The sequence below is a fragment of the Aliiroseovarius sp. D2-2 genome, assembly GCF_055809455.1.
In genome coordinates, this window is the sequence record NZ_CM147913.1 from 2,550,576 (window position 1) to 2,571,182 (window position 20,607).

The 20,607-nt window shown below is 54.0% G+C and carries 16 protein-coding genes; 8 read left to right on the plus strand and 8 right to left on the minus strand.

All coding sequences use genetic code 11. The features are described 5' to 3' along the window. Positions 1 to 41: 41 nt before the first annotated feature. The 8 genes from AC0L6A_RS12585 to AC0L6A_RS12620 all read right to left on the minus strand — a co-directional run bounded on the left by AC0L6A_RS12585 (position 42) and on the right by AC0L6A_RS12620 (position 8,354). The gene (locus tag AC0L6A_RS12585; RefSeq protein ID WP_473290476.1) at positions 42 to 1,148 is read right to left on the minus strand and encodes an extracellular solute-binding protein; all 1,107 of its coding nucleotides are present in this window, start codon (positions 1,146 to 1,148) and stop codon (positions 42 to 44) included. Between the two features lie 116 nt (positions 1,149 to 1,264). Then, positions 1,265 to 2,365 carry an ABC transporter ATP-binding protein gene (locus AC0L6A_RS12590; RefSeq protein ID WP_473290478.1) on the minus strand — a complete coding sequence of 367 codons (1,101 nt, stop codon included), beginning with the start codon at positions 2,363 to 2,365 and terminating at the stop codon, positions 1,265 to 1,267. A 355-nt stretch (positions 2,366 to 2,720) separates the two neighbouring features. Continuing rightward, positions 2,721 to 3,929: an aminopeptidase P family protein gene (locus AC0L6A_RS12595; protein WP_473290480.1), complete on the minus strand. Its 1,209-nt coding sequence runs from the start codon at positions 3,927 to 3,929 to the stop codon at positions 2,721 to 2,723. Positions 3,930 to 4,139: 210 nt separating this feature from the next. Continuing rightward, positions 4,140 to 4,925, minus strand: coding sequence for a metallophosphoesterase (locus AC0L6A_RS12600; protein ID WP_473290481.1), 786 nt, complete (start codon positions 4,923 to 4,925; stop codon positions 4,140 to 4,142). Between the two features lie 27 nt (positions 4,926 to 4,952). Further along, complete coding sequence (locus tag AC0L6A_RS12605) at positions 4,953 to 6,116, minus strand: DegT/DnrJ/EryC1/StrS aminotransferase family protein (protein ID WP_473290482.1); 1,164 nt, start codon at positions 6,114 to 6,116, stop codon at positions 4,953 to 4,955. An 11-nt stretch (positions 6,117 to 6,127) separates the two neighbouring features. Continuing rightward, positions 6,128 to 6,832 (minus strand): PIG-L deacetylase family protein, encoded by a 705-nt coding sequence (locus AC0L6A_RS12610; RefSeq protein WP_473290484.1) that lies wholly within the window; start codon positions 6,830 to 6,832, stop codon positions 6,128 to 6,130. Next, complete coding sequence (locus AC0L6A_RS12615) at positions 6,829 to 7,746, minus strand: methionyl-tRNA formyltransferase (RefSeq protein ID WP_473290485.1); 918 nt, start codon at positions 7,744 to 7,746, stop codon at positions 6,829 to 6,831. The genes AC0L6A_RS12610 and AC0L6A_RS12615 overlap by 4 nt, the downstream gene beginning before the upstream one ends. Beyond that, positions 7,743 to 8,354, minus strand: a complete 612-nt coding sequence (locus tag AC0L6A_RS12620; protein ID WP_473290487.1) for a sugar transferase — start codon at positions 8,352 to 8,354, stop codon at positions 7,743 to 7,745. The genes AC0L6A_RS12615 and AC0L6A_RS12620 overlap by 4 nt, the downstream gene beginning before the upstream one ends. 209 nt (positions 8,355 to 8,563) lie before the next feature. Here AC0L6A_RS12620 and AC0L6A_RS12625 point away from each other — a divergent pair, with 209 nt between their 5' ends. The 8 genes from AC0L6A_RS12625 to AC0L6A_RS12660 all read left to right on the plus strand — a co-directional run bounded on the left by AC0L6A_RS12625 (position 8,564) and on the right by AC0L6A_RS12660 (position 20,589). Then, complete coding sequence (locus AC0L6A_RS12625; RefSeq protein ID WP_473290489.1) at positions 8,564 to 9,700, plus strand: glycosyltransferase; 1,137 nt, start codon at positions 8,564 to 8,566, stop codon at positions 9,698 to 9,700. Between the two features lie 186 nt (positions 9,701 to 9,886). Continuing rightward, positions 9,887 to 11,755, plus strand: coding sequence for a GumC family protein (locus AC0L6A_RS12630; RefSeq protein WP_473290491.1), 1,869 nt, complete (start codon positions 9,887 to 9,889; stop codon positions 11,753 to 11,755). After that, a complete protein-coding gene (locus AC0L6A_RS12635; RefSeq protein WP_473290493.1) occupies positions 11,733 to 13,166 on the plus strand; it encodes a pectate lyase family protein in 1,434 nt (477 codons plus the stop codon). Before AC0L6A_RS12630 ends, AC0L6A_RS12635 begins: the two co-directional genes overlap by 23 nt. Next, positions 13,163 to 14,518 (plus strand): lipopolysaccharide biosynthesis protein, encoded by a 1,356-nt coding sequence (locus tag AC0L6A_RS12640; protein WP_473290495.1) that lies wholly within the window; start codon positions 13,163 to 13,165, stop codon positions 14,516 to 14,518. The genes AC0L6A_RS12635 and AC0L6A_RS12640 overlap by 4 nt, the downstream gene beginning before the upstream one ends. Continuing rightward, the gene (locus AC0L6A_RS12645; RefSeq protein ID WP_473290497.1) at positions 14,515 to 14,892 is read left to right on the plus strand and encodes a hypothetical protein; all 378 of its coding nucleotides are present in this window, start codon (positions 14,515 to 14,517) and stop codon (positions 14,890 to 14,892) included. Before AC0L6A_RS12640 ends, AC0L6A_RS12645 begins: the two co-directional genes overlap by 4 nt. Continuing rightward, positions 14,889 to 16,118, plus strand: coding sequence for a polysaccharide biosynthesis/export family protein (locus tag AC0L6A_RS12650; RefSeq protein ID WP_473290499.1), 1,230 nt, complete (start codon positions 14,889 to 14,891; stop codon positions 16,116 to 16,118). The genes AC0L6A_RS12645 and AC0L6A_RS12650 overlap by 4 nt, the downstream gene beginning before the upstream one ends. A 1,142-nt stretch (positions 16,119 to 17,260) precedes the next feature. Then, entirely contained in the window at positions 17,261 to 19,354 is a 2,094-nt protein-coding gene (locus tag AC0L6A_RS12655) for a polysaccharide biosynthesis protein (protein ID WP_473290501.1), read from the plus strand. An 89-nt stretch (positions 19,355 to 19,443) separates the two neighbouring features. After that, positions 19,444 to 20,589 carry a glycosyltransferase family 4 protein gene (locus AC0L6A_RS12660; protein ID WP_473290503.1) on the plus strand — a complete coding sequence of 382 codons (1,146 nt, stop codon included), beginning with the start codon at positions 19,444 to 19,446 and terminating at the stop codon, positions 20,587 to 20,589. The last annotated feature ends 18 nt before the right edge of the window (positions 20,590 to 20,607 follow it).

The window sequence follows — 20,607 nt, forward strand, 5'->3', positions numbered from 1 at the left end:
ATTGGGGTGAAGGAGGCCCGAGGGCCCCCTTCAAGATCGGATTACTTGGCAAGCCAAGCTTCGAACTTAGCGTTCAGATCGTCACGGTTGTCTGCCCACCATTCGTAGTCATACACGTGAACGTTGCCCGAGTTTGCAGGGTCTGTCGGCATATGAGGCGCCATGTCGATGCCCAGTTCGGCGTGCATGCCAACCAGTGGGGCTGACGAAGCGCGAGCCGGACCGTACGAGATGTACTTGGCTTGATCAGCCAGTCGCTGTGTGTCGGTCGCGAACTTCAGGAAGTCCATGACGCGTGCTTTGCGATCTGCGGGAAGACCGGTAGGAACAACCCAACCATCAAGGTCGAACGACTGCATATCCCAGAGCATAGCAATCGGCTGGTTCTGTTCAGCAATTGCCGAGAACAGACGGCCGTTGAAGGTCGAACCGAAAACAACTTCACCATCCGCCAGCAATTGTGGTGTTTCCGCACCAGCTGTCCACCAGACAACCTGATCCTTGATGGTATCAAGTTTGGCAAGGCCGCGAGTTACACCCTCGTCGGTGCCCAGCACGTCGTAGATCTCGTCCTTGGCAACACCGTCGCAGTACAGAGCCCACTCCATGTTGTCGATTGGGCGTTTCTGCAGCGCACGCTTACCTGGGTATTTCGCAAGATCAAAGATATCACAAACCGTGGTCGGTGCTTCTGCGCCAACAAGATCGGTGCGGTAGCCGAATGTTGTCGAGTAAACGATCTGCGGTACGAAGCAGTCGGAAACCAAAAGGTCGCCGAAGTCTTCCGAAGCCGATGTGCCGTCAGGCGCAGCAGCCAGATCTTCGTCGTGGTTGATTTCTTCGGCAAGACCTTCGTCACACAGACGCATTGTGTCTGACGCCACAGCATCAACAAGATCCCATGTCACGTTGCCGGTTTCGTTCATGGCGCGCAGTTTCGCAACAGCATCGCCCGAGCTTTCATCCCAAGTGACTTTTACGTCCGGGTGCATTGCCAGATATGGTTCGACATAGGCTTTCACCTGGCTGGCTTGGTAAGCGCCACCCCAGGATACCAGCGTCAGTTCGTTGGCCATATCCTCTGCTGTTGCCACATTGGCAGCAAGCGTCAGAGCCGAGGTGGCCATAAACATCTTCGCAAGTTTCATACTTAGATTCTCCCTAGTTATCCCGTTTGTTTTGTCAAAACCGCATGACGGGCTGCATTGCGATTCCCTGGTAGAATGCCCGGGGCCATGATCCCATGCCCCCAGAGCAATTGGGTTTACGCGTCCAGCGCGCGGCAGTCCGTCGGCAACCAGCCAATTTCGATCTGCTGACCTGGCTTCAGGCGCTCTACATCTGGCGCGTTCCGCGTCTTGATGATGAACTCGTCATTTCCTGCAACCCGCAGACGGGTGCGGAAGATGTCGCCCATATAGATAAACTCAAGCACTTCGGCTTTAAGCGTATGGGCGCCTTCCTGAAGGCGTTCTTTGTTGTATTCAACACGCTCAGGACGGATCGAAACCGTGGTCCGGTCGCCCACTTTCGATACGTTGATCGGAGTCGCGTCCAGTTCTTCTCCGTCATCCAGTCGAACAACGCATGTATCGCCAGTAATCTCGGTCACTACGCCTTCAAGCGTGTTGTTTTCACCGATGAACTGGGCCACGAAGCTGTTTTCGGGCTGTTCATACAGTTGATCAGGCGGTGCCAGTTGCTGAATGCGGCCGTCGTCGAACACGGCGACGTTGTCGGACATTGTCAGTGCTTCGGTCTGGTCGTGCGTCACATATACCGTGGTGATGCCCAGATTGTGCGCCAGATCCGTGATCTCGAACTGCATCTTTTCCCGCAGCTGCTTGTCCAAAGCGCCAAGCGGTTCGTCCATCAGCACCAGCTCAGGTTCAAACACCAAGGCACGCGCCAGAGCGACACGTTGCTGTTGGCCACCCGAAAGTTGTGATGGTCGACGACCGCCAAAGTCGCCCATCTCAACCATATCCAGCGCGCGCTTAATCTTCTCTTCGCGTTCGGACTTACCAATTTTCCGCACTTCCAAAGGGAAACTCAGATTTTCGGCAATCGTCATGTGAGGGAATAGCGCATAGTTCTGAAAGACCATGCCAATACCGCGTTTGTGCGGTGGAATGTTGTTGATGGGTTGCCCACCCAGACGAATATCGCCGTGGGTTGCTGTTTCAAATCCAGCCAACATCATCAAACATGTGGTTTTACCAGAGCCTGATGGTCCAAGCATGGTAAGAAACTCGCCCTTAGCAACGGACAGGTTCAGGTCTTTTACAACCAGTATTTCCCCGTCATAGCTTTTCTGGACACGATCAAAAACGACAAATCCGTCGTCGGAAGCAGCTTCAGCCAAGTGACCCCCCTGGTCTATTTTTCTTTTTTCAGACACCAGCCAACACGAAGAAGTGCATGATTTCAACAGTCAATTCGACTGAATTCATACTGTCTGACAATTAAATGTGCTTTTCCGCATGCGTCTGTAGCCGAAAAGAAAAATCGTCAGATTAGGTGAAACCTCTATTTCTTAGCACTCAGCCACGTCTTTTCCAGAAGCGTATCCAAGCTGCAAACCGGTGTCCGGGCGATAGACATGAACTGCGTTCAAAATCTTGGCACCGCCCGGATTTATGCATCTATTCTTAGCATATCGGATAGCAAAGATAATGCGATCACGACCAGTAAATGCAATTTTACGCCAGAATCAGCGTCTATCGCGAAATAATGTTGTGCTCCGGTCCATAGGGGAAACCGGTGATGTTTTCCGCACTATCCTCCCCAACAACGAGAATATCATGTTCACGATAGCCCCCGGCCCCCGGCGTGCCTTCCGGCAGGAACAACATTGGTTCTATTGAAACGACCATCCCCGGCTCAAGAACTGTGTCGATATCCTCGCGCAGTTCAAGGCCAGCCTCGCGACCATAGTAATGCGACAGAACGCCGAACGAGTGACCATAGCCAAACGACCGATATTGAAGCAGCCCTTCGCTTTCGAAGAACCTGTTGATCTCGGCCGTGATGCCCGAACAGGTCGCGCCTGGTTTGATCAGACTAAGCCCCAGCTCGTGCGCGGCGACATTTGCTTTCCAGATCCGCAGACTTTCTGCATCGGGCTCGCCAACAAACAAAGTCCGCTCGAGCGCGGTATAGTAGCCCGAGATCATAGGGAAGGTGTTCAGGGACAGGATATCCCCATCTTCCAAGCGCCGGGTGGTGACCGGGTTATGCGCGCCATCCGTGTTGATGCCCGATTGGAACCAAACCCACGAGTCACGCACTTCACTGTTCGGATGGGCAAGTGAAATCTCAAGCTCCATCGCGTCGCGGCCAGCCATGGCAATGTCAATTTCGCGCGCACCGACGCGGATGGCGTCATGAATGGCGGCTCCGCCGACATCAGCAACACGCGCGCCTTCGCGTATCAAAACGATCTCTTCCGCGGATTTGATCATGCGGGCCTGCATCGTGTCTGGCGCAATATCCGTGAAGGTGCTGCCGTCAAGAAACTCTTCGGCCAAGCCACGCTGCGCCAGCGTCATGTGGTCGCCTTCGATCCCAATCGCCTTAGCGTTCCCCACAAGATTTTTCACAGCGCGCCAATAGTTGTTCCGCTCCCAATCCGTGTAGATGACGTTGTCGCCATAACAGCGCCGCCACGGCTGGCCCGCGTCAATATTGGCCGATACTGTCGTGCACCGATCAGCGGTGACCACCAGCCCATAAGGGCGGCCAAACGAGCAATACAAAAAGCCCGAATAATAAGCGATGTTATGCATCGAGGTGAACACGGCTGCTTCCACACCACGCGCGGCCATGATCGCGCGCAATCTGGTCAGGCGGCGTTCATATTCCACGTCTGAAAAGGGCAGCGGGGCTTTTTCCCCATTTTCACAAATAAAGTACTGAGGGCGTGACATTTCACATATCTCCATCTTCCGAGGCCGGGGTGATCTGAGATATGCCCGGCCAACCAAACTCCCCGGCGTGCAGGGCGGTTGATCTCCGGACCGGTGCGGTGAAGTTACCTTCGAACCTGCACAGGGCAGCGACGCCATCGCTGCGGATGCATTTTCTTGGCGCGCAATTGCGCTTGTGTCAACATGAACCGTTCATGGTGGTCCAAAAGGCTAGGCTAGGACAAAGTCATCCCGACCGACCACCTGTACGCCACTGGTCGACACGGACACCACTGGCAAGATGCCAGAACGATAGGCCCCCGTATCAACGGCGATCCTTCCTTGTTGGATGGAAACATCGGGGACGATGGTATGACCATGCGCGACCCAAACGCCATCTTGCCTTGGAAGCCTTCGAAAGTCCGTGTGTCCCCAGATCAGAACATCATCTTCTTGATCTTCTATCGAGACAGCAGGATCAGCCCCCGCATGAACGACAGCAACATTCCCTGTTGTCCAACGGGTCGGTAATGCCTCAACGAAGGACAACGCGGCCTCGCCCATTTCCTGTTTCAAACGCTCGCGCACCATCAACACGCGGTCACCGCGCATATCTAATTTGGAGGCGTTTACGCCGAAACTGCGTAGGGTTTCGAGACCGCCGTTTGAAAACCACACCGGAGCATTAAGCGCTGGGTTCTCAAGAAAGCTAAGCAGCATCTGTTCATGGTTGCCACGCAAACAAATGACATCACGTGCGGCACCTGATTGAAGCGACATGATCAGGCGAAGAACCTCGGCGCTTGCCGGGCCGCGATCCATATAGTCGCCAACGAAGACCAGTGGTGACTGATCGTGTTCAGGATGGCGTGCAATCAGATCAAGTGCGGCCTGCAAAGCATCCAACCGACCGTGAATATCCCCAACCACAAGAAAAGGCTGATCCGGGGCCAGCTCGGCCTCAAACTCCGACGTGGCCCCAAATTTGCGGAACAGGGTTTCCAGCAGCTTCGCCATTCAATCCTTTTCCTTACTTGCCGGCCTTCAACGCGTTGCGGATTTGACAAACTGTTGAAGGCAGTCAGACATATCCCGCGTGCGATCTGCGCTCCATGTCGGGTCAACAAGGAAGCACAGGCTTGTATCCCCCAGCTCACGCGCAACCGGCAAAGGCGCATCTGGCCCCAGACCATAACGTGTGAAGGTGCCTTCGCGATAGATCTCGCTACAGCTGCCCGAGAAGATCGGGAACCCTTTTTCCGAGACCTCAGCGATGATGCGATCGCGGCTCCAATCGTTTTTCAGAACCTCGGGGCGCACAAAAGCATAAAACCGATAGTAAGCATGGGTCATTCCGCTGGTAAGCTCGGGCACCCGCACCGCCTCAAGACCATCAAGGGCTTGGGCAATAATACTGGCATTCGCAGTCCTGTGGGTGCGCCAATCTGCCAGACGCCTAAGTTGCACCCGACCGATCGCAGCCGATGGTCCTGTCATACGAAGGTTGGTTCCCGGCCCTGCCCCATGCAGCCAGCGAAAACCGGGCGGGTGTTCGGTGTTGAACACCACATCGTAATCTTTGCCATGATCCTTGAAGCTCCAAGCTTTAGACCAGAGATCCCGATCGTTAGAGGTCAGCATACCGCCTTCCCCGCCTGTGGACATGATCTTGTCCTGACAGAAAGAGAACGACCCGAACGTGCCGAAATTGCCCACATGCGTGTCCCCGATCATCGCACCATGCGCTTGGGCGCAATCCTCGATCACCCAAAGATCATGCGCACGCGCCAAGTCCATGATCGGCCCCATGTCGCAGGGCCACCCCCCAAGGTGAACAGGGATAATCCCTTTGGTGCGCGGCGTGATTAAAGGCGCGATGGTTTCGGCCGTAATATTTTGGCTATCCGCATCGACATCCGCAAAGACCGGCACACCGCCCTTCAGCGACACCGAACTGGCAGAAGCGATAAAACTGCGCGGCGTGACAATCACCTCGTCGCCTTCGGACAGATCTAAGACATGAAGGGCCGCATCCAAGGTCACTGTCCCGTTCGCCATGGCGATCGCGTGTGGTGTTTCGAACCATTCAGCGAACTCGGCCTCAAAAGCGCGAACATCGGGGCCTGTCCATGCATTCACCTTGCCGGATTTCAGAACCTCAGTGACGGCGGCGATCTGTTCGTCATCAAATACGGGCCAAGTGGACATTGGTCTCTCCCTCAAACCACGCTGCGCACAAGGACAAAGCCCTCGGCCGCGTGACGGTGTACAGTGGCACCACGCAAGGTTGCCAAGGCGCGTAGCGCGTTGACGGATCGTTCATGCGGGGCCTCTTTCACCTGACTTGCGAACATCTGGAAGGCTTCCAGTTTGCGCTCCAAGGTTTCAGAAACATCGATGAAGACATTCGGCACAAACGCAGGTGTCAGGTAAGGCGCGTTCCAATTGGTTTCCGACAGGGTTTCGTAGGCCATGATCGTGGTTGGGTAATCCTGCTGATGCGGGCGACTTGCAACCAGCGTGGACAGGAAAGACAGTTGGTGATCCATGTGGATGTCACCGGGATGCGTAACAAAGATCAGCCCCGGTGCCAGATCCCGAACCAACGCACCAACGCCGGCATTCAGCCCACCATGAGGGTGCTCTGCCAATTCGGCCGCTGGGAAATCCAGCCAATGGGTTTTCGCAACACCCAGATGGTCATGGGCAGCGCGCGCTTCAGCCCGAACGCTCGCGATCAATTCTTCAGTGAAAAGCGGCAAACCGCCTTTGGTGATAACGGCCACATGAACCTCACGCCCTTCGGCAGCAAGGCGCGCGATAGTGCCGCCAACACCCAGCACCTCGTCATCAGGGTGCGGGGCGATTACCAGAACTGGAGCTTTCGGGTCGCCCCCAAATGCCAAAGAAGCTTGCTTGCTCATGTCGTCATCTTTCCAAGTTTCGTATGTAATTTTGGCGGAGCGTCCGCCCCGTGCCAATCAAGAATATCAATGCAGGCGCCATCCCCGCAGCAGATGGTGATAATCCGGTCCTCAATGGCTTGAACCTGCCCGGGAATGCCAATGTAATAGTCCGTTCGCGGCGTATAGCGCACAGCCGTCAAAATCAGCTTCGCGCCATCTGCCGTATATGTGAATGCCCCGGGATAGGGCGGTCCAGCCGCACGTATCAACCTGTGGACATCAGCAGCTGAGGCAGTCCAGTCGATCAGACCATCCTCGGGACGTCGCAGCGCACATGAACTGGCGCCAGCTTCATCCTGCGGAGTGCGTGGAACATCCCCGGCGCCAATGCGATCCATCAATGGCGGCAACATCTCGCCCAATGCTTTCATGTGAAGATCATACAGCTCACGAACCGTGATCTGGTCGGGATCAACATCAAACCGTGCCTTGGCCGCGATTGGTCCGGTATCGGCCCCGTCCCCCAACCAGAAAAGAGACGACCCAATGGTCTTTTCGCCCAGAAGAATCGTCCAAGGCAGCACTGCCCTGCCCCGCAGTTTTGGAAGGTCTGTGGGATGAAACCCGATGCAGCCAAGTGTTGGCACCGCCCGGAACTCTGCCCCGCAAAGCTGTGACCAACCGATTACAAGGACCAAATCCGGTTCGATGGCGCGTATCGCTTCGATTGTCTCGATCGAGTCACTTTTGCGCGTCAGATGCATTTCGCATCCATAGGTCTGGGCGATTGGTCGAAGGTCTACATAGTCAGAATGGCGATGCGCCAATTCAGGCGGCAATGTCACCACCAACTCCGGAACATGCCCGGCACCGCAAAGCGCCTCAAGCGCAACCTGTGTGCCTTCCACCGCGCCAACCAAAACAAACTTCATGCGCGCACCTGTTTATCTGTAGTACTGCTTGTCTTTGCACTCCAATGTGCGGCCGCAGTGATCCGATCAGTACGCCGATGCTCCCCGAACAATGCGACGCCAATGGTTTCTACAAGGATGCGGAAATCCAGCGCAGCTGTCCGATGGGCGACGTACCATAAATCCAATTTCAGCTTCTCGTCATCACTAAGCGCGGTGTTCCCGCTGACCTGCGACCAACCTGTCAGGCCGGGTCGAACCGACCCACGAACAACACCTTCCGCACCAAACCCCTCAATAGTCTCGGCCATTAAAGGACGCGGCCCGACCAACGCCATGCGACCTGCTAGAATGATGAAAAGCTGCGGTAGCTCATCAAACCGGGTGCGTCGTAAAAGCTTTGTGGCGGGGGTCAAACGCTCTTCATCTGGAAGCCAAACGCCGTTCTCATCACGATCATCTGTCAGCGTTCGGAATTTAACGACTTCAAAGGGCGCTCCCCCTTTACCAGCCCGTGTCTGACGAAACATGACCGGCCAACCAAGTTTCGCAACCACAACCAGATAAGTGACAGCACAAAGAGGAATGGCAATCACCAACATGCACAAGCAGATCAGAATCTCGAGCAATCAATTCATGAGTGTCCAACAATTAGGGGCCCATAGAAGGCAATAAATATCAGTGAGGGCATCCTGAAGCACTTTGATCGCCGCAGTTTTCGGGCGGAAATGCCCAGAGTGACGACAAATTCGAGATTTACCAGAAAATCCTGCCCCAACATGCACATACGCAATGAATGAAGCTTGCCAGACATTCAGATTCCATGCAAGCTCAAGCCATGAAAGTTATTCATGTCGTCACAACTACCCATGTCGGCGGCGCTCAAATTATGTTGCAACGATATTTGTCTGCTTTGAAGGATGATGCACAGTCTCATTCCGTGATATCGTTGGTGCCTCCCGGCCCCGTCGCTTCGCAGATCGAAGCGCTGGGGGTTGAGGTTACAGATCTTGGGCTCCGTCCTGGAAAGATCACGCTGAGCGCCTTGTGGCAGCTGCGGCGCCTTTTGCGCGACGCACGTCCCGACATCGTGCATGGCTGGATGTATCACGGCTGCCTTGCAGCGTGGGCCGGGCTCAAACTTCTCCCCAAGCGTCAGCGCGCGGCACAGGTCTGGGCGGTTCACCATTCATTGCAGGACATCAAGAACGAGAAACGCTCCACCCAAATAGTTGTGCGCATGATGGCGAAACTGTCGCGCAAGGTCGAATTGATCACCTACTGTTCTGGCGTCTCAAAGGAACAACACGAAGCCGTCGGCTTTTCCCCTGATCGGGTTGAATTGATCGCCAACGCCGTTGACCCCGAGGTATTTCGACCATACCCCAGCGCGCGCGCGCACCTGTCTGAAATTGCAGGCATTCCCGAAGGTCGCATAATCATTGGCAACGTAGCGCGAAACCATCCCATGAAAGATCACGTCGCCATGGTGAAAGCCACCGCGCAGCTTGTGCAAATGGGGCATGACGTCCACGCAGTACTTGTTGGTGAAGGGCATCGTGGCAGCTTGGCCGAGCAAACCGCGAGCGATCTAAACATCCGGGATCGGGTCAGTATTATCGATACCCGCCCCGACATTCATGAGATCGTCCCCGGCTTTGATATCTTCCTGTTGTCTTCAGCATGGGGGGAAGCTTTCCCGCTTGCTGTTTCCGAGGCAATGGCTGCCGAAGTTCCTTGCGTGGTTACTGATGTCGGGGATTGCGCGACACTTGTGGGGGACACGGGCCGCGTTGTTCCACCGGGATCACCGGAAAAACAAGCCTTTGCAGTTGCAGAACTCATTGACGAAGGCCCTGCCACTAGGGCAATCTTAGGGAAGCTGGCACGCGAGCGTGTGATCGAGAATTTTTCGACACAGATTTATGTCGATCGTCATTTAGCGGCTTATAACCGCGCGATCTCTGCGAAATGAACGCGTGGAGAGATAAATTATAACGACGTTCAGCCCTGGGGGGTTAAGGGGCTGGATGAATTTGGGTGGCCCGTCGAAAGGCGGCAAGAAGAAGTTGATAAGGGTTATGTGGCGAGTTCCAAGCGAAGTCGTCATCATATTTTCGCCATTCGGAAAACGGATCGTGACCCGAATGGAGATTTATGCATGAAGATTGACGCGCAAATAGGTGGCAATGAAGGTTCGAACGATTTTGATCGCATCGGACTGGACGGCTTTTGGCTGATCCTACGCCGTCATCTGCGCCTTATTATCTTGACGGTGGTCGCGGTGATCGCTGCAACGTACTTTGTCGTTGATCGGCTTGAAGAGCGATTCAAAGCAAGGGCGACTTTGGTGCTGACTGGGATTGATACGCGTGTGCGTCAGGCCGACACTCAGCTTGAAAGCTTCGAATTGTCACGCGCTGTGATCGAGACCGAGATGGACGTGCTGAAATCTCGCGCCTTTGCGGATCAGTTGGCAAATTATCTTTCATTGCATGACGATCCGACTTTCGTGTCGCTTACATCGGACGGCCAGCCAATTGACGCAGCCCTGCATCAGGAACAAGTTCTGGACAAGATACAATCATCCTATGTGGTGCTCCGTTCAGGCGAGAGTTTGGCAATCGATATCGTCGCCACCGCAAAATCTCCAACGCTTGCAGCAAACATCGCCAACGCCATTCCAGCGGTTTACATCGAAAGCAGCTTGTCAGAACAACGAGATAGCGTCTCAAGCTCAATCGTGTTTCTACGGGAGCGGGTCGAAACACTAGCAGAAGAGCTTTCGCTCGCAGAGGTCGATCTTGCAGACTTTATTCGAGAAAACCAACTGGACGACGACCAACTTCCCGATCGCCTTCGTTCTCAGGTTCAATATCTGACCACATTCCTAAAAACAGCAGAAACGGAACAAGACGCGGAAAACAAAGAACGGCTTAAGGGTGAACTGGAAAAGGTTGAATCTGAGCTGCAGGACAGAACCCGCGCCGAACTTGCGCAAATGCGCAAAGAGCGCCTGCTTGAAGTCCAGCGCCTTCGGTACCAAACCGCCATCGAAAAATTGAATGAACTTGAGACACAGATCAATCTTGTCTCTCAAGGCGCGCGTCAGGTCTCGGTTGCGCGGCCTCCGGTTTCGGCATCTTGGCCAAACAAGAAGGCAACGCTGGTAATTGCGGCTGTTGGCGGGTTTGTTCTGGCGTTTGTCATTGCGCTCATTCTTGATCTTTTGAACCGCAGGATTTGGAACGAAAGTCAAACGATGAGAATTTCTGGTTTGCCGAATGCGGGGTTCGTGCCCGGCATTGGACGTGCCGCCGGCGCAAAGCGGGGCAAAGGCGTTGCTCGATACCTCATCTCCAAGCCACATACGATGTTCGCGCAAGCTGTGCGCAGTGCGACAAGTCTATGGTTTGACGACAATAACGAAGGCTGGGTGGTGATGATTACCTCGGGCTTGCCACATGAAGGCAAATCCACAGTGACCGTTGCGCTTGGCGTGTCGGCAGCACTGAATGGACTACGCACGCTGGTCATTGACATGGACAGCCACCGCCAAGTCGCAACACGCCTGCTTGAGGCGGAGACCAAACCTGCAAAATTGACTGATATAATTGAGGGCAAGGTCACCCCCAGCCCCGTCATTTTGGACGGCAAACCAGTCGAGGCGCTGGATTTTCTGGCAGTGGACGCGCGTAGCACGGCCAACCTAAAAGAGCAGCGCCAGCAATTGGCGTCGCTCCGCGCCGTACTACGTGATACATATGATTTAGTGATTGTTGACACGCCGCCTGTGCTTGTCGTGGACGACACTGTTCGCATTGGCGTTTTAGCGGACGAAATCTGGCAAGTGGTTCGTTGGGGTCGCACACCAGAAAACGTACTTGTAGATACAGTCGAACGTTTGAAACGAGATGGTCTGCCGATCACTGCGACTCTTATCAACGACGTTGATACACGTAGACATCAAAGATTGGGATATGGTGGGTATGCTCAATACTATAATTATGGTGAGGGATACTATTCGTAATCGCCGCTATGCGCACCGGTTGAATTTTAAACCGACGGTCGTGGCCATCGCTGCCAGCTTAGGCTTTTTGGGCGCGACGCTGATGCCAGCTCAGGCGAAGGAGAAAGCGTTCCCGGGCGCGATCGGCTTTGGGGCCCATGCTGTTGCGTGGAAAGGCGGCGACGTGGTCGCTGTGACCACATTGGCGGACAGTGGGACCGGCAGCTTGCGCGAGTGCGCCAAAAATAGTGACAAGCCGCGTGTCTGTGTCTTCCACGTTTCGGGCACCATCATGTTGGATAGTCCAATTCGTGTGGGATCGAACCTGTATATCGCTGGGCAAACAGCGCCGGGCCAAGGCATCCAACTGCGCAATCGAAAATCATACCGTACCCCCCTGGTAGTGAAGAATGCCCGCAACGTGGTAATCCGCTTTTTGAAAGTCAGGCCTGGTCCCAGCATCACTCCATCTGCCAATGTGGATGCCATAACCGTTGAAGATTCCTCGAATGTCTATCTGGGCAACTTGTCGATGTATTTCGCCACGGACGAGACATTCAACATCCATGTGTCAGGTGGCAAAGCGGTTAACATCACGCTGGCGGATAGCATTCTCGCACTCAGCTTGGATCGCAGTACGCACCCAAAAGGTAAACACTCCAAGGGTGCGCTGATCTGTTCGCAAGAAAAAAAGAAAAATGTCTGCGGACGTATCACCCTCGCCCGAAATCTGTTTGCTCATCACCGTGACCGGATGCCGGATATCAAAGGGACGGATATCGGTCCAATCGAAGTACTAAACAACGTATTTTACAACCCGAAGAGCCAATTCGGCGAGTTCTACGATCTGCTTGGCAATGTAAAGATTATCTATGGCGGAAATGTCGCCTTAAGCGGCCCAAGCACAAAAAGCAAAACGCCAGAAGCGGTCCAAGTATTCGAATGGAAACGCAAGTGGCGCGTTTCGATAATGTCATTTGATAACAAAACGGGCGCGGCGGCAGGATGCAAACAGAGTAGCTTTGCGGTGCTGGACTCGACCGCCAGGGCACGCCGCATTCGTACGACCTCCGGGCCGTTTTCAGCGCCGCTGTACAAAGGGAAACACACCTTGCAAAAGGTGTTAACCCAAGCGGGCGACCGTATGCCTGGAAACGTTCATTTGGATCGGCTGGACAAACGTGTAATCAATGACACCTTGAAATGCCGAGGCCGGGTTATAAACACCGTGGAAGAAGTTGAGGGCTGGCCCAAGATTCAAAGCGTTCCCGCTGCTCCTGACAGCGATGACGATGGATTGCCCGATTACTATGAAGCGTCTGTTGCAGACCTTTCACCTACGCAGCCAATCAACCCGTGGACTCGTCCCCGCGGAAGCGATCTTAGCCACATTGAGATATGGCTTGCGACCCTTGCCGGAGACATTGAATGAAGCAACGCTTGCGCCAGTTTTTGCTGCGAGATCAAGCCGCAAAACGATTACTGCGTAACCTGAAGTGGATCTTTTCCTCACAGATTGCGATGGCTGTGTTGGGCATGATTGCACTGGCAATCTCGGCGCGTGCTCTTGGGGCTGCAGGATTGGGTGCGCTCGCCTTGATCGAGGCATTCGCACGTATCAATGCCAGACTGGTTCATTTTGAACCCTGGCAGGCGGTTATCCAATATGGAAGTGCTGCCCTGGAAAATCAGGACAACGAGCAGTTTGAAAAGCTCGTTGGGCTTTCCATTGTGCTGGACGTGATTGGTGGGTTAGCTGCGGCAGCTTTGATCCTTGTTCTAGCTCCAATACTGGCCAGTAAAATTGGCTTGGACAGTTCCGATGCCTGGCTTTTGTCGCTAGGTGCTCTTGCGGTTGTCGTGTCTTTGCGTGCGACCGGTGTTGCTTTGCTTAGGCTTTATGATCGCTTTGATCAGCTTGCCAAAATAGATACGGCAACAGCCCTATTGCGGTTGGCTCTTTTTGTTATCGCTTGGCTGGTTGGCGGTGGGCTAATCCACTTCGTGATTATCTTTGTTATTTACGGCTTGGCGGAAGGCTTGATCGCACTCGCTTTTGGTCTCCGACAAATGCGTCTGCAGGGGCAGCGGCCCCGTTTCGGGAACCTCTTCGACACTTTGCGACAGAACCGTGGCTTCCTGCGCTTCATGTTGAACTCAAACCTTTCAGTGATCCTGCGTCAAACCACTCAGCGGCTTGACGTGGTGATCCTTGGCGCTTTGGTTGCACCGGTTTTCGTAGGACACTATCACATCGCGCGAAAATGCGGTGATGCTGCGATCCGGCTTGGGCGCCCCATCAAGCAAGCCATCTTCCCAGAGTTCAGCCGCCTTGCGGCCAGCCGAGACTACAAACGGATCCGCAAAACAGCGACTTGGGTCAGCGCAGGATTTGCCATTGTCCTTTTTGTTGGCATCACACCGACACTTATTTATATCGCCCCTATTCTGAACGCCGCTTTCGGAGAGGCTTTCATTGAAGCCGCACCAGTCGTGTCTATTCAGGCTGTTGCCGTGGCCCTCTTTTTAGCTGGCGTGATACTGGGTCCTGTTTTGCTGAGCCTCGGTCGGGACCGAGAACTTATGCTGATAGGAGCAGCGACAGCGACGCTCTTCTTTGTCCTGATCTTTCCCCTTGTTAAAACCTTCGGTGTCAATGGGGCAGCCATGAGCCATCTCTTAAGCAACGCGTTTTGGTTGGTGGGGTGCGGTTGGCTGGTAATCCACACGCTTGGAGCCAAAACTCGGCATGATCCAGCGCATCAAACCGAGGTGCCTTCATGACCGCGCGCCGTGCTTATCCATTGCCAACGAATATGCCCCCTATAACAAAGCCCCATGAAGGGAAGCGGCATGATCCCTTCGTAATGATCTGTGTTGGCCTGTCCACACCAACGGGGATTCTGGTTGCTTCAGCGGCCATTCTCACACCGATGTCTCACTTCATGCTTGGTTCGGTTGGTATTATCGCCTCTGACATCATGACGCTCATGGCAATTGTTTTGATGCTCTGCATTTATAAAATGGGCGAGTTTCTGGAATGTGCGCTGGATCCTTCTGTTTTCGCTGCACGCAGCAACTTTGCTACCGCCCAAACAAGCCAACGCCCGCCGAGCCCTCAAAACTTCGTCTTTCGCAGAAAAAGTGTGCGCCCATGATCCGTATTTTATCAATTGTTCTGACCTTAACGCTTGCCTCGGTCCTGCCGCCGAACACCGGAATGGCTGCAGAGTACCAACTGAACGTTCAGGATGAGTTGCGTATCCGGGTGCTGCGTTGGGATGGCGACCGCAATGCATTTACAGTTCTGGACGGCGTGTCAGGCGACTACCGTGTTTCAACCGATGGGATTTTGTCCCTTCCCTTGATTGGCAGCTTGTCCGTGCAAGGGCAAACCGCCCCGGCGCTTGCACGCCAAATCGAGATCGAAATCGAAAGGAAGTTGGGGATTTCTCCTGCGCCACGTGTCGGCGTCGAGGTTACCGGGCACCAACCAGTATTCGTGTTGGGCGAAGTATCTTCGCCCGGAGCGTTTGGTTATCGTCCCGGCCTAACCGCACAGCAAGCCTTGGCCTTGGCGGGGGGGTTGGTCCGTCTACAACCCGCCAATGCTGGAGCATTTTCTCAGGACACCATGCGACTGGGGGGAGAAGTGCGTCGCCTCGCCGCCGAGATTGATGCCTTACAGGACGAACGCTCCCGTTTGCTAGCGGATCTTCAAGACTTAGATCAAGCCAGCTATGACGCAAACAAACCCATACGCCCACGCCCCCGCGGGATTGAAGGGGACATATTGGACGCAACGCAGAAGGCTCGCACGGCACAAGGTGAACGCCTGCGTGATCTTCAAACCGTTTTGCGCGAACAGATCGACCGGATGAGTGAACAGATCGCTCTGCGGTCAAAGCAGATCGAACGCACCAGCGCCGAACTGGCAGACGTCAACGCCCTGAAACAACGCGGGCTAACCGTTAACACGCGCGTCAGTGCCCTGATCACCGCCTTGAACGATCTTGAAAGCAAACGTCTTCAGCTTGAGATCGCGCGCCTTACCGCGCGCCAGCAACTTAATCGCGCAGAGCGTGACACCCTTGCCCTGACAGATGATGCACGGGCCCGCACATTAGAACAACTGAACCGCGTTGACAGGGACTTGGCCCGACTGGATATCCGGTTGGCGACCTCAGAAGCGCTGCGTGCGCAAGCCGTGGCAAGTGGGTTGGCTGTACCTGACCCGTTGACTGAAAGCCTGACCGAATATCGGGTTACGCGCGTGGTTGATGGCGCGTCCGTTTCCTTGGCTTTTGCACCTACCGATACTTTGGCGCCTGGTGATACAATCGAAATATCGCGCATCAATGGGGTGCCGACCAATTCTCAATAAGCCTTTTAGGTTATTCCTGCAGAAGTTACGAATTTCCCATCCCCTCTTGGGGGAGCCACGATCAGTGGCAGCCATGTTTCGGCGTCGGGTCTGATCTGAAACCTTGATCCTGAGCGTGATGAGCCAGTCATTGCTCTGCACCGCGAAGCCGGTGCATTTGGTGCCAGTATCTCGGATTTGGGGCTGGCCGACGAAGTGCTTGAGTACACCGCGTATCATTGTCCCAAAACACAACTGCGGTCACAGCGCCTTTGCATCATGTTTTTGCGTCTCTGAAACCTCTTCGTGATCCGATCCGCAATCACCCGCCAATCACCACACTATGAAGCCTGGTAGCAAAACCATTTTCCTAACCAGACTTGCCAGATGATCTGTGCGAAGAGAAAGAAGTGTTCTACCAAAGCGACAAATCTTTGCTTGCAGAACTGGCTCTATCTTTTCCGGCCACATTGGATCAGGACGGAAGCCCCCTCCAAGCCTAAGATAGTTAACATATGCCGATTCTGGTGATATACACTCATGGTTGTATTGGATTGAATTTTATCATCTCATCAGTGTTTTTCCATCCCTGCACTACTCGCGCACTGCGTGTGCCGCAAATTAATTACTCTCCATCGGCGCTATAATTTTGCCGCAAGCCATTGAAAAACTAGAAAGTTTCCCAAAAAGAAACAGTACGTGTCTACAATTTGTTAGAATTGTGGCGAGTACTGCTGTATAGATAACAACTAGGAAATGGATAACGTTTCGGCATTGCTCGGAGCTTCCAGGGGTGGATCTATTTCCTATATCGCAAAGAATTTTGTGTCTGTGCTCTCCACCCCAATTGTATTGTTCGCGCGTATTTCAAGCGTGGATGTGTAGTTGCCAAATTTTTGGCACGTTAAATGGTTTGAGGCGAGAGCAAATGCGTAACGAGTGTGAGGGGATGTTGAACAATTCGTTTGAATAACTCAGTGGCTGACATTTTCCAGCCATCCGTGCTGGAAAATGTCAGTCGGTTCAACTTCTCAAAAGTATGAATTTCTGTCGTGCGCCCCTGGAGCGTCACGAAATTTGAACAATGTTTTTTTATCTTGGAGCCGGGGAAGGTTCTTAAAATGCTAGATGGAATGGGGTTCCGGTCTTCTCAGGAAGACAACATGTCTGCTCGTGGTGGAATGCGACAAACACTGGTGCAATGGCTTGCTCAGAAAAAGATAGAGCTGTGCGCCAACCATAAATTGGTGATTGGGGATATCTTCGCCTCTGCGGCTGCAGTGTTCGTTGCGATCAGCTTGTCGCAAGGTGGTGCAGTCACGGTCGAGCTGACTTCGGTTATGCTGCCAATGATGCTTTTGGCAGCTGTCGTAAGCTTTCTCACCTTTACCGTGATAGGCTTTTACAAGCGGCATTCTCGGTCCACTTCGCTGGACGACGTTATCGTCATCTCACGCGGAGCACTGGTCGCAATCTGCGTTCAGGTGTTGATTGCCGCTCAGATCCCGGCACTTGCGCCGATTACCTTTTCAATCTTCACCATTCAGCTTCTAGCTACGATCCCATTCACGGGTGCTCTGCGCATTATTGCAAGGCATCGTGAATTGGTGCGCCGTACCAAACGTGCTGACAGCATTGCCGCGAAACAGGTTCCCGTCGCATTGATCGGTACTGGTACGAATTGCGATCTGTTCCTGCGTTCGCTGGACCGTTCCAGTTCGACTTATGTCCCCGTAGGGATCATCGACGATGCCAAAGGCTCGACAGGGCTTCACTTCCATAACGCCCGTATTCTTGGGTCTATCCGTGAACCTAAAAAGGCAATCGCAGCGCTTGAAGCTTGCGATCTGAAAGCGCGTCAGCTTTTGCTGACTGAAGACGTCGCCCATTTCGACCACAAAGGTATCTTTGAGCTTTTGTCATGGGCCACGACCAACGGAGTTAAAGTTTCGCGCCTTCCGGGCCTTGCTGATCCCGAACTGGACAAAGCCGGTGATGATGAAATCACGCTGCGCCAGATCGAACCCGAAGATATTTTGAACCGCCCGCAAAAGGCCGTTGAGCGTTCTCTGTTGCGGCAAATGATCGAAGGTCGCCGGGTGTTGATTACCGGTGCGGGTGGATCGATCGGCAGTGAATTGTCGCGCCAGATCGCATCTTTCAACCCATCACTGTTGGTCTTGTTGGACAACTGTGAATTTAATGCCTACTCGATCGACATGGATCTTGGGAAAAACTATTCCGATGTCCAGCGTCGGGTCCATGTCGGCTGTATCCGAGATGCACAACGCGTCCAATCAATCTTCAAACGCTATAAGCCAGAACTGGTTTTCAATGCGGCTGCCCTGAAGCACGTACCAATGGTCGAGCTGAACCCATGTGAAGGCGTTTTGACCAATGTTGTTGGCACACGCAATGTGTCCGACGCGGCGCGTGAGGTTGGTGCCATCGCGATGGTCCAAATCTCGACGGATAAGGCTGTAAACACAACAAACGTGATGGGGGCCACCAAACGTGTAGCCGAGTTCTATGCGCAAGCGCAGGACCGCATTACCTATGAAAAGCAGGGCCCCAAGAACGAGTCGCAAACACGTTTCTTCTCGGTTCGTTTTGGCAATGTATTGGGATCGTCTGGATCGCTTATTCCGTTGTTCCAAAAGCAGATTAGCGAAGGCGGGCCATTGACGGTCACCGATCGCCGGATGGAACGTTTCTTCATGACCATCCGTGAAGCGGTACAGTTGACCGTTGTGGCAGCAGCCAAAGGGTTGGCCCGAAATTCAGGACTAGGCGAAATCTTTGTTCTGGACATGGGAGAGCCGGTGAAAATCGTAGATCTGGCCGAGCGGATGATCCGTATGGCTGGACTTGAACCTTACCGCGACATCGACATAGATTTTGTCGGCATTCGTCCGGGTGAAAAACTGTTTGAAGAACTGTTCGACAAAGCCGAAGAGCGGCGCGATAGCGGTATCGAATCCGTCGAAAGCGCGCTTCCTGATGGACTTCCGATGGCACAGCTCAGATCCGCGATTATCGCGTTGGAAGCAGCTGCGCGCGAAGGTGATGAAGCAGCGGTGCGTCAGCAATTGATTGACCTTGTACCCGGGTATGGGGACCAGGCTGATGCCGGATCGCAAGAAAACGTGCATAGCATCAATCGCCGTGGCGCATCCAACCCTGCTCCGGTGGCCGGTCCTAAACGGCCCACTGAAGTCAAGGGTTCTTCCGGGCAACGACTGTGGGCAGGCGAGTAAGTAAGATGTCTCGTTCATCGAAATCGCACGAACCGATCAGGGGTAGTGCCCCTAGAAAAGCCGTCGTTCTTGGCAGCTTGGGCTGGTCCTTGGTAAACTTTCGCCTCGATCTGATCCGAAGACTGGCTGAAAATGGCTATGAAGTATTGGCCGCAGCTGCGGATATTGACGACGAAACCGCTCAAACTTTGCGCGAAAATGGTGTGCGCCCCTGCCCCATTCCTATGGATCGCACGGGCACCAATCCCATTCGCGATCTGGGAACGCTGTGGGCGTTGGTGCGCTTCTTCAGAAAAGAAAAGCCTGAACTGGTCATTTCCTACACGATGAAGCCCAACATCTATGGCAGCCTCGCGGCCCAGATCGCTGGTGTCCCACATCGCTATGCGCTTTTCACAGGGCTTGGGTACAGCTTTATGGAAGAAAACCCCACAGGTCGGCGCAAACGCGTGCGTGACTTGTCGATTTTCTTGCACCGCATTGCCTTGCGCCGAATTCATGGCGCATTTTGCTATAACTCGGCAGATCGGCGCGACATTCGCCGATTTCGTCTGATACCGGATCACGTCGCCTTGCATGACGTTCCCGGTTCAGGCGTCGACACGCGGCGCTACTCGGCGTCCCCCGTACCTGAGGGGCGCGCCAGATTTCTCTTCATCGGGCGGCTATTGCGCAGCAAAGGGCTTTTGACCCTTGGCAAGGCCACCGAAATTCTTCGTGCCCAAGGGCATGAATGTGACATCGATATTTTGGGACCGGCAGACAGCAATCCCGATGCCATTGACCCTGATCTTTTTGCCGACTGGCAAAAGCGTGGATTGGTCAATTGGCTGGGCGAGACGCGCGACGTGCGTCCGTATCTGGCCAAGTGCACCGTGTTTGTTTTGCCAACCGAGCTGCGTGAGGGCGTCCCGCGATCGATCCTTGAGGCCATGTCCAGTGGACGCGCTGTTATCACCACAGACGCCCCCGGTTGTGGCGAAGCCACCCAAGATGGCGTGTCTGGAATGGTATTCCCTCAAGGAGACGCGGACGCCCTTGCGCAGACGATGAAAAAATTCATCGAAAACCCTGCCCTTGCCGCAGAGATGGGCAATGCCGCACGCGAACATGCGTGCAGGAAGTACGATGTGCATCTGGTCAACTCGATCTTGATGCAACACATGGGGGTTGAACCGCTTGATCCCGACGCAGGCCTTCCCAAAGGCCTTGCCTATTCCGAGCTGGCATCTTGATCCATGCTGTCGCATCTC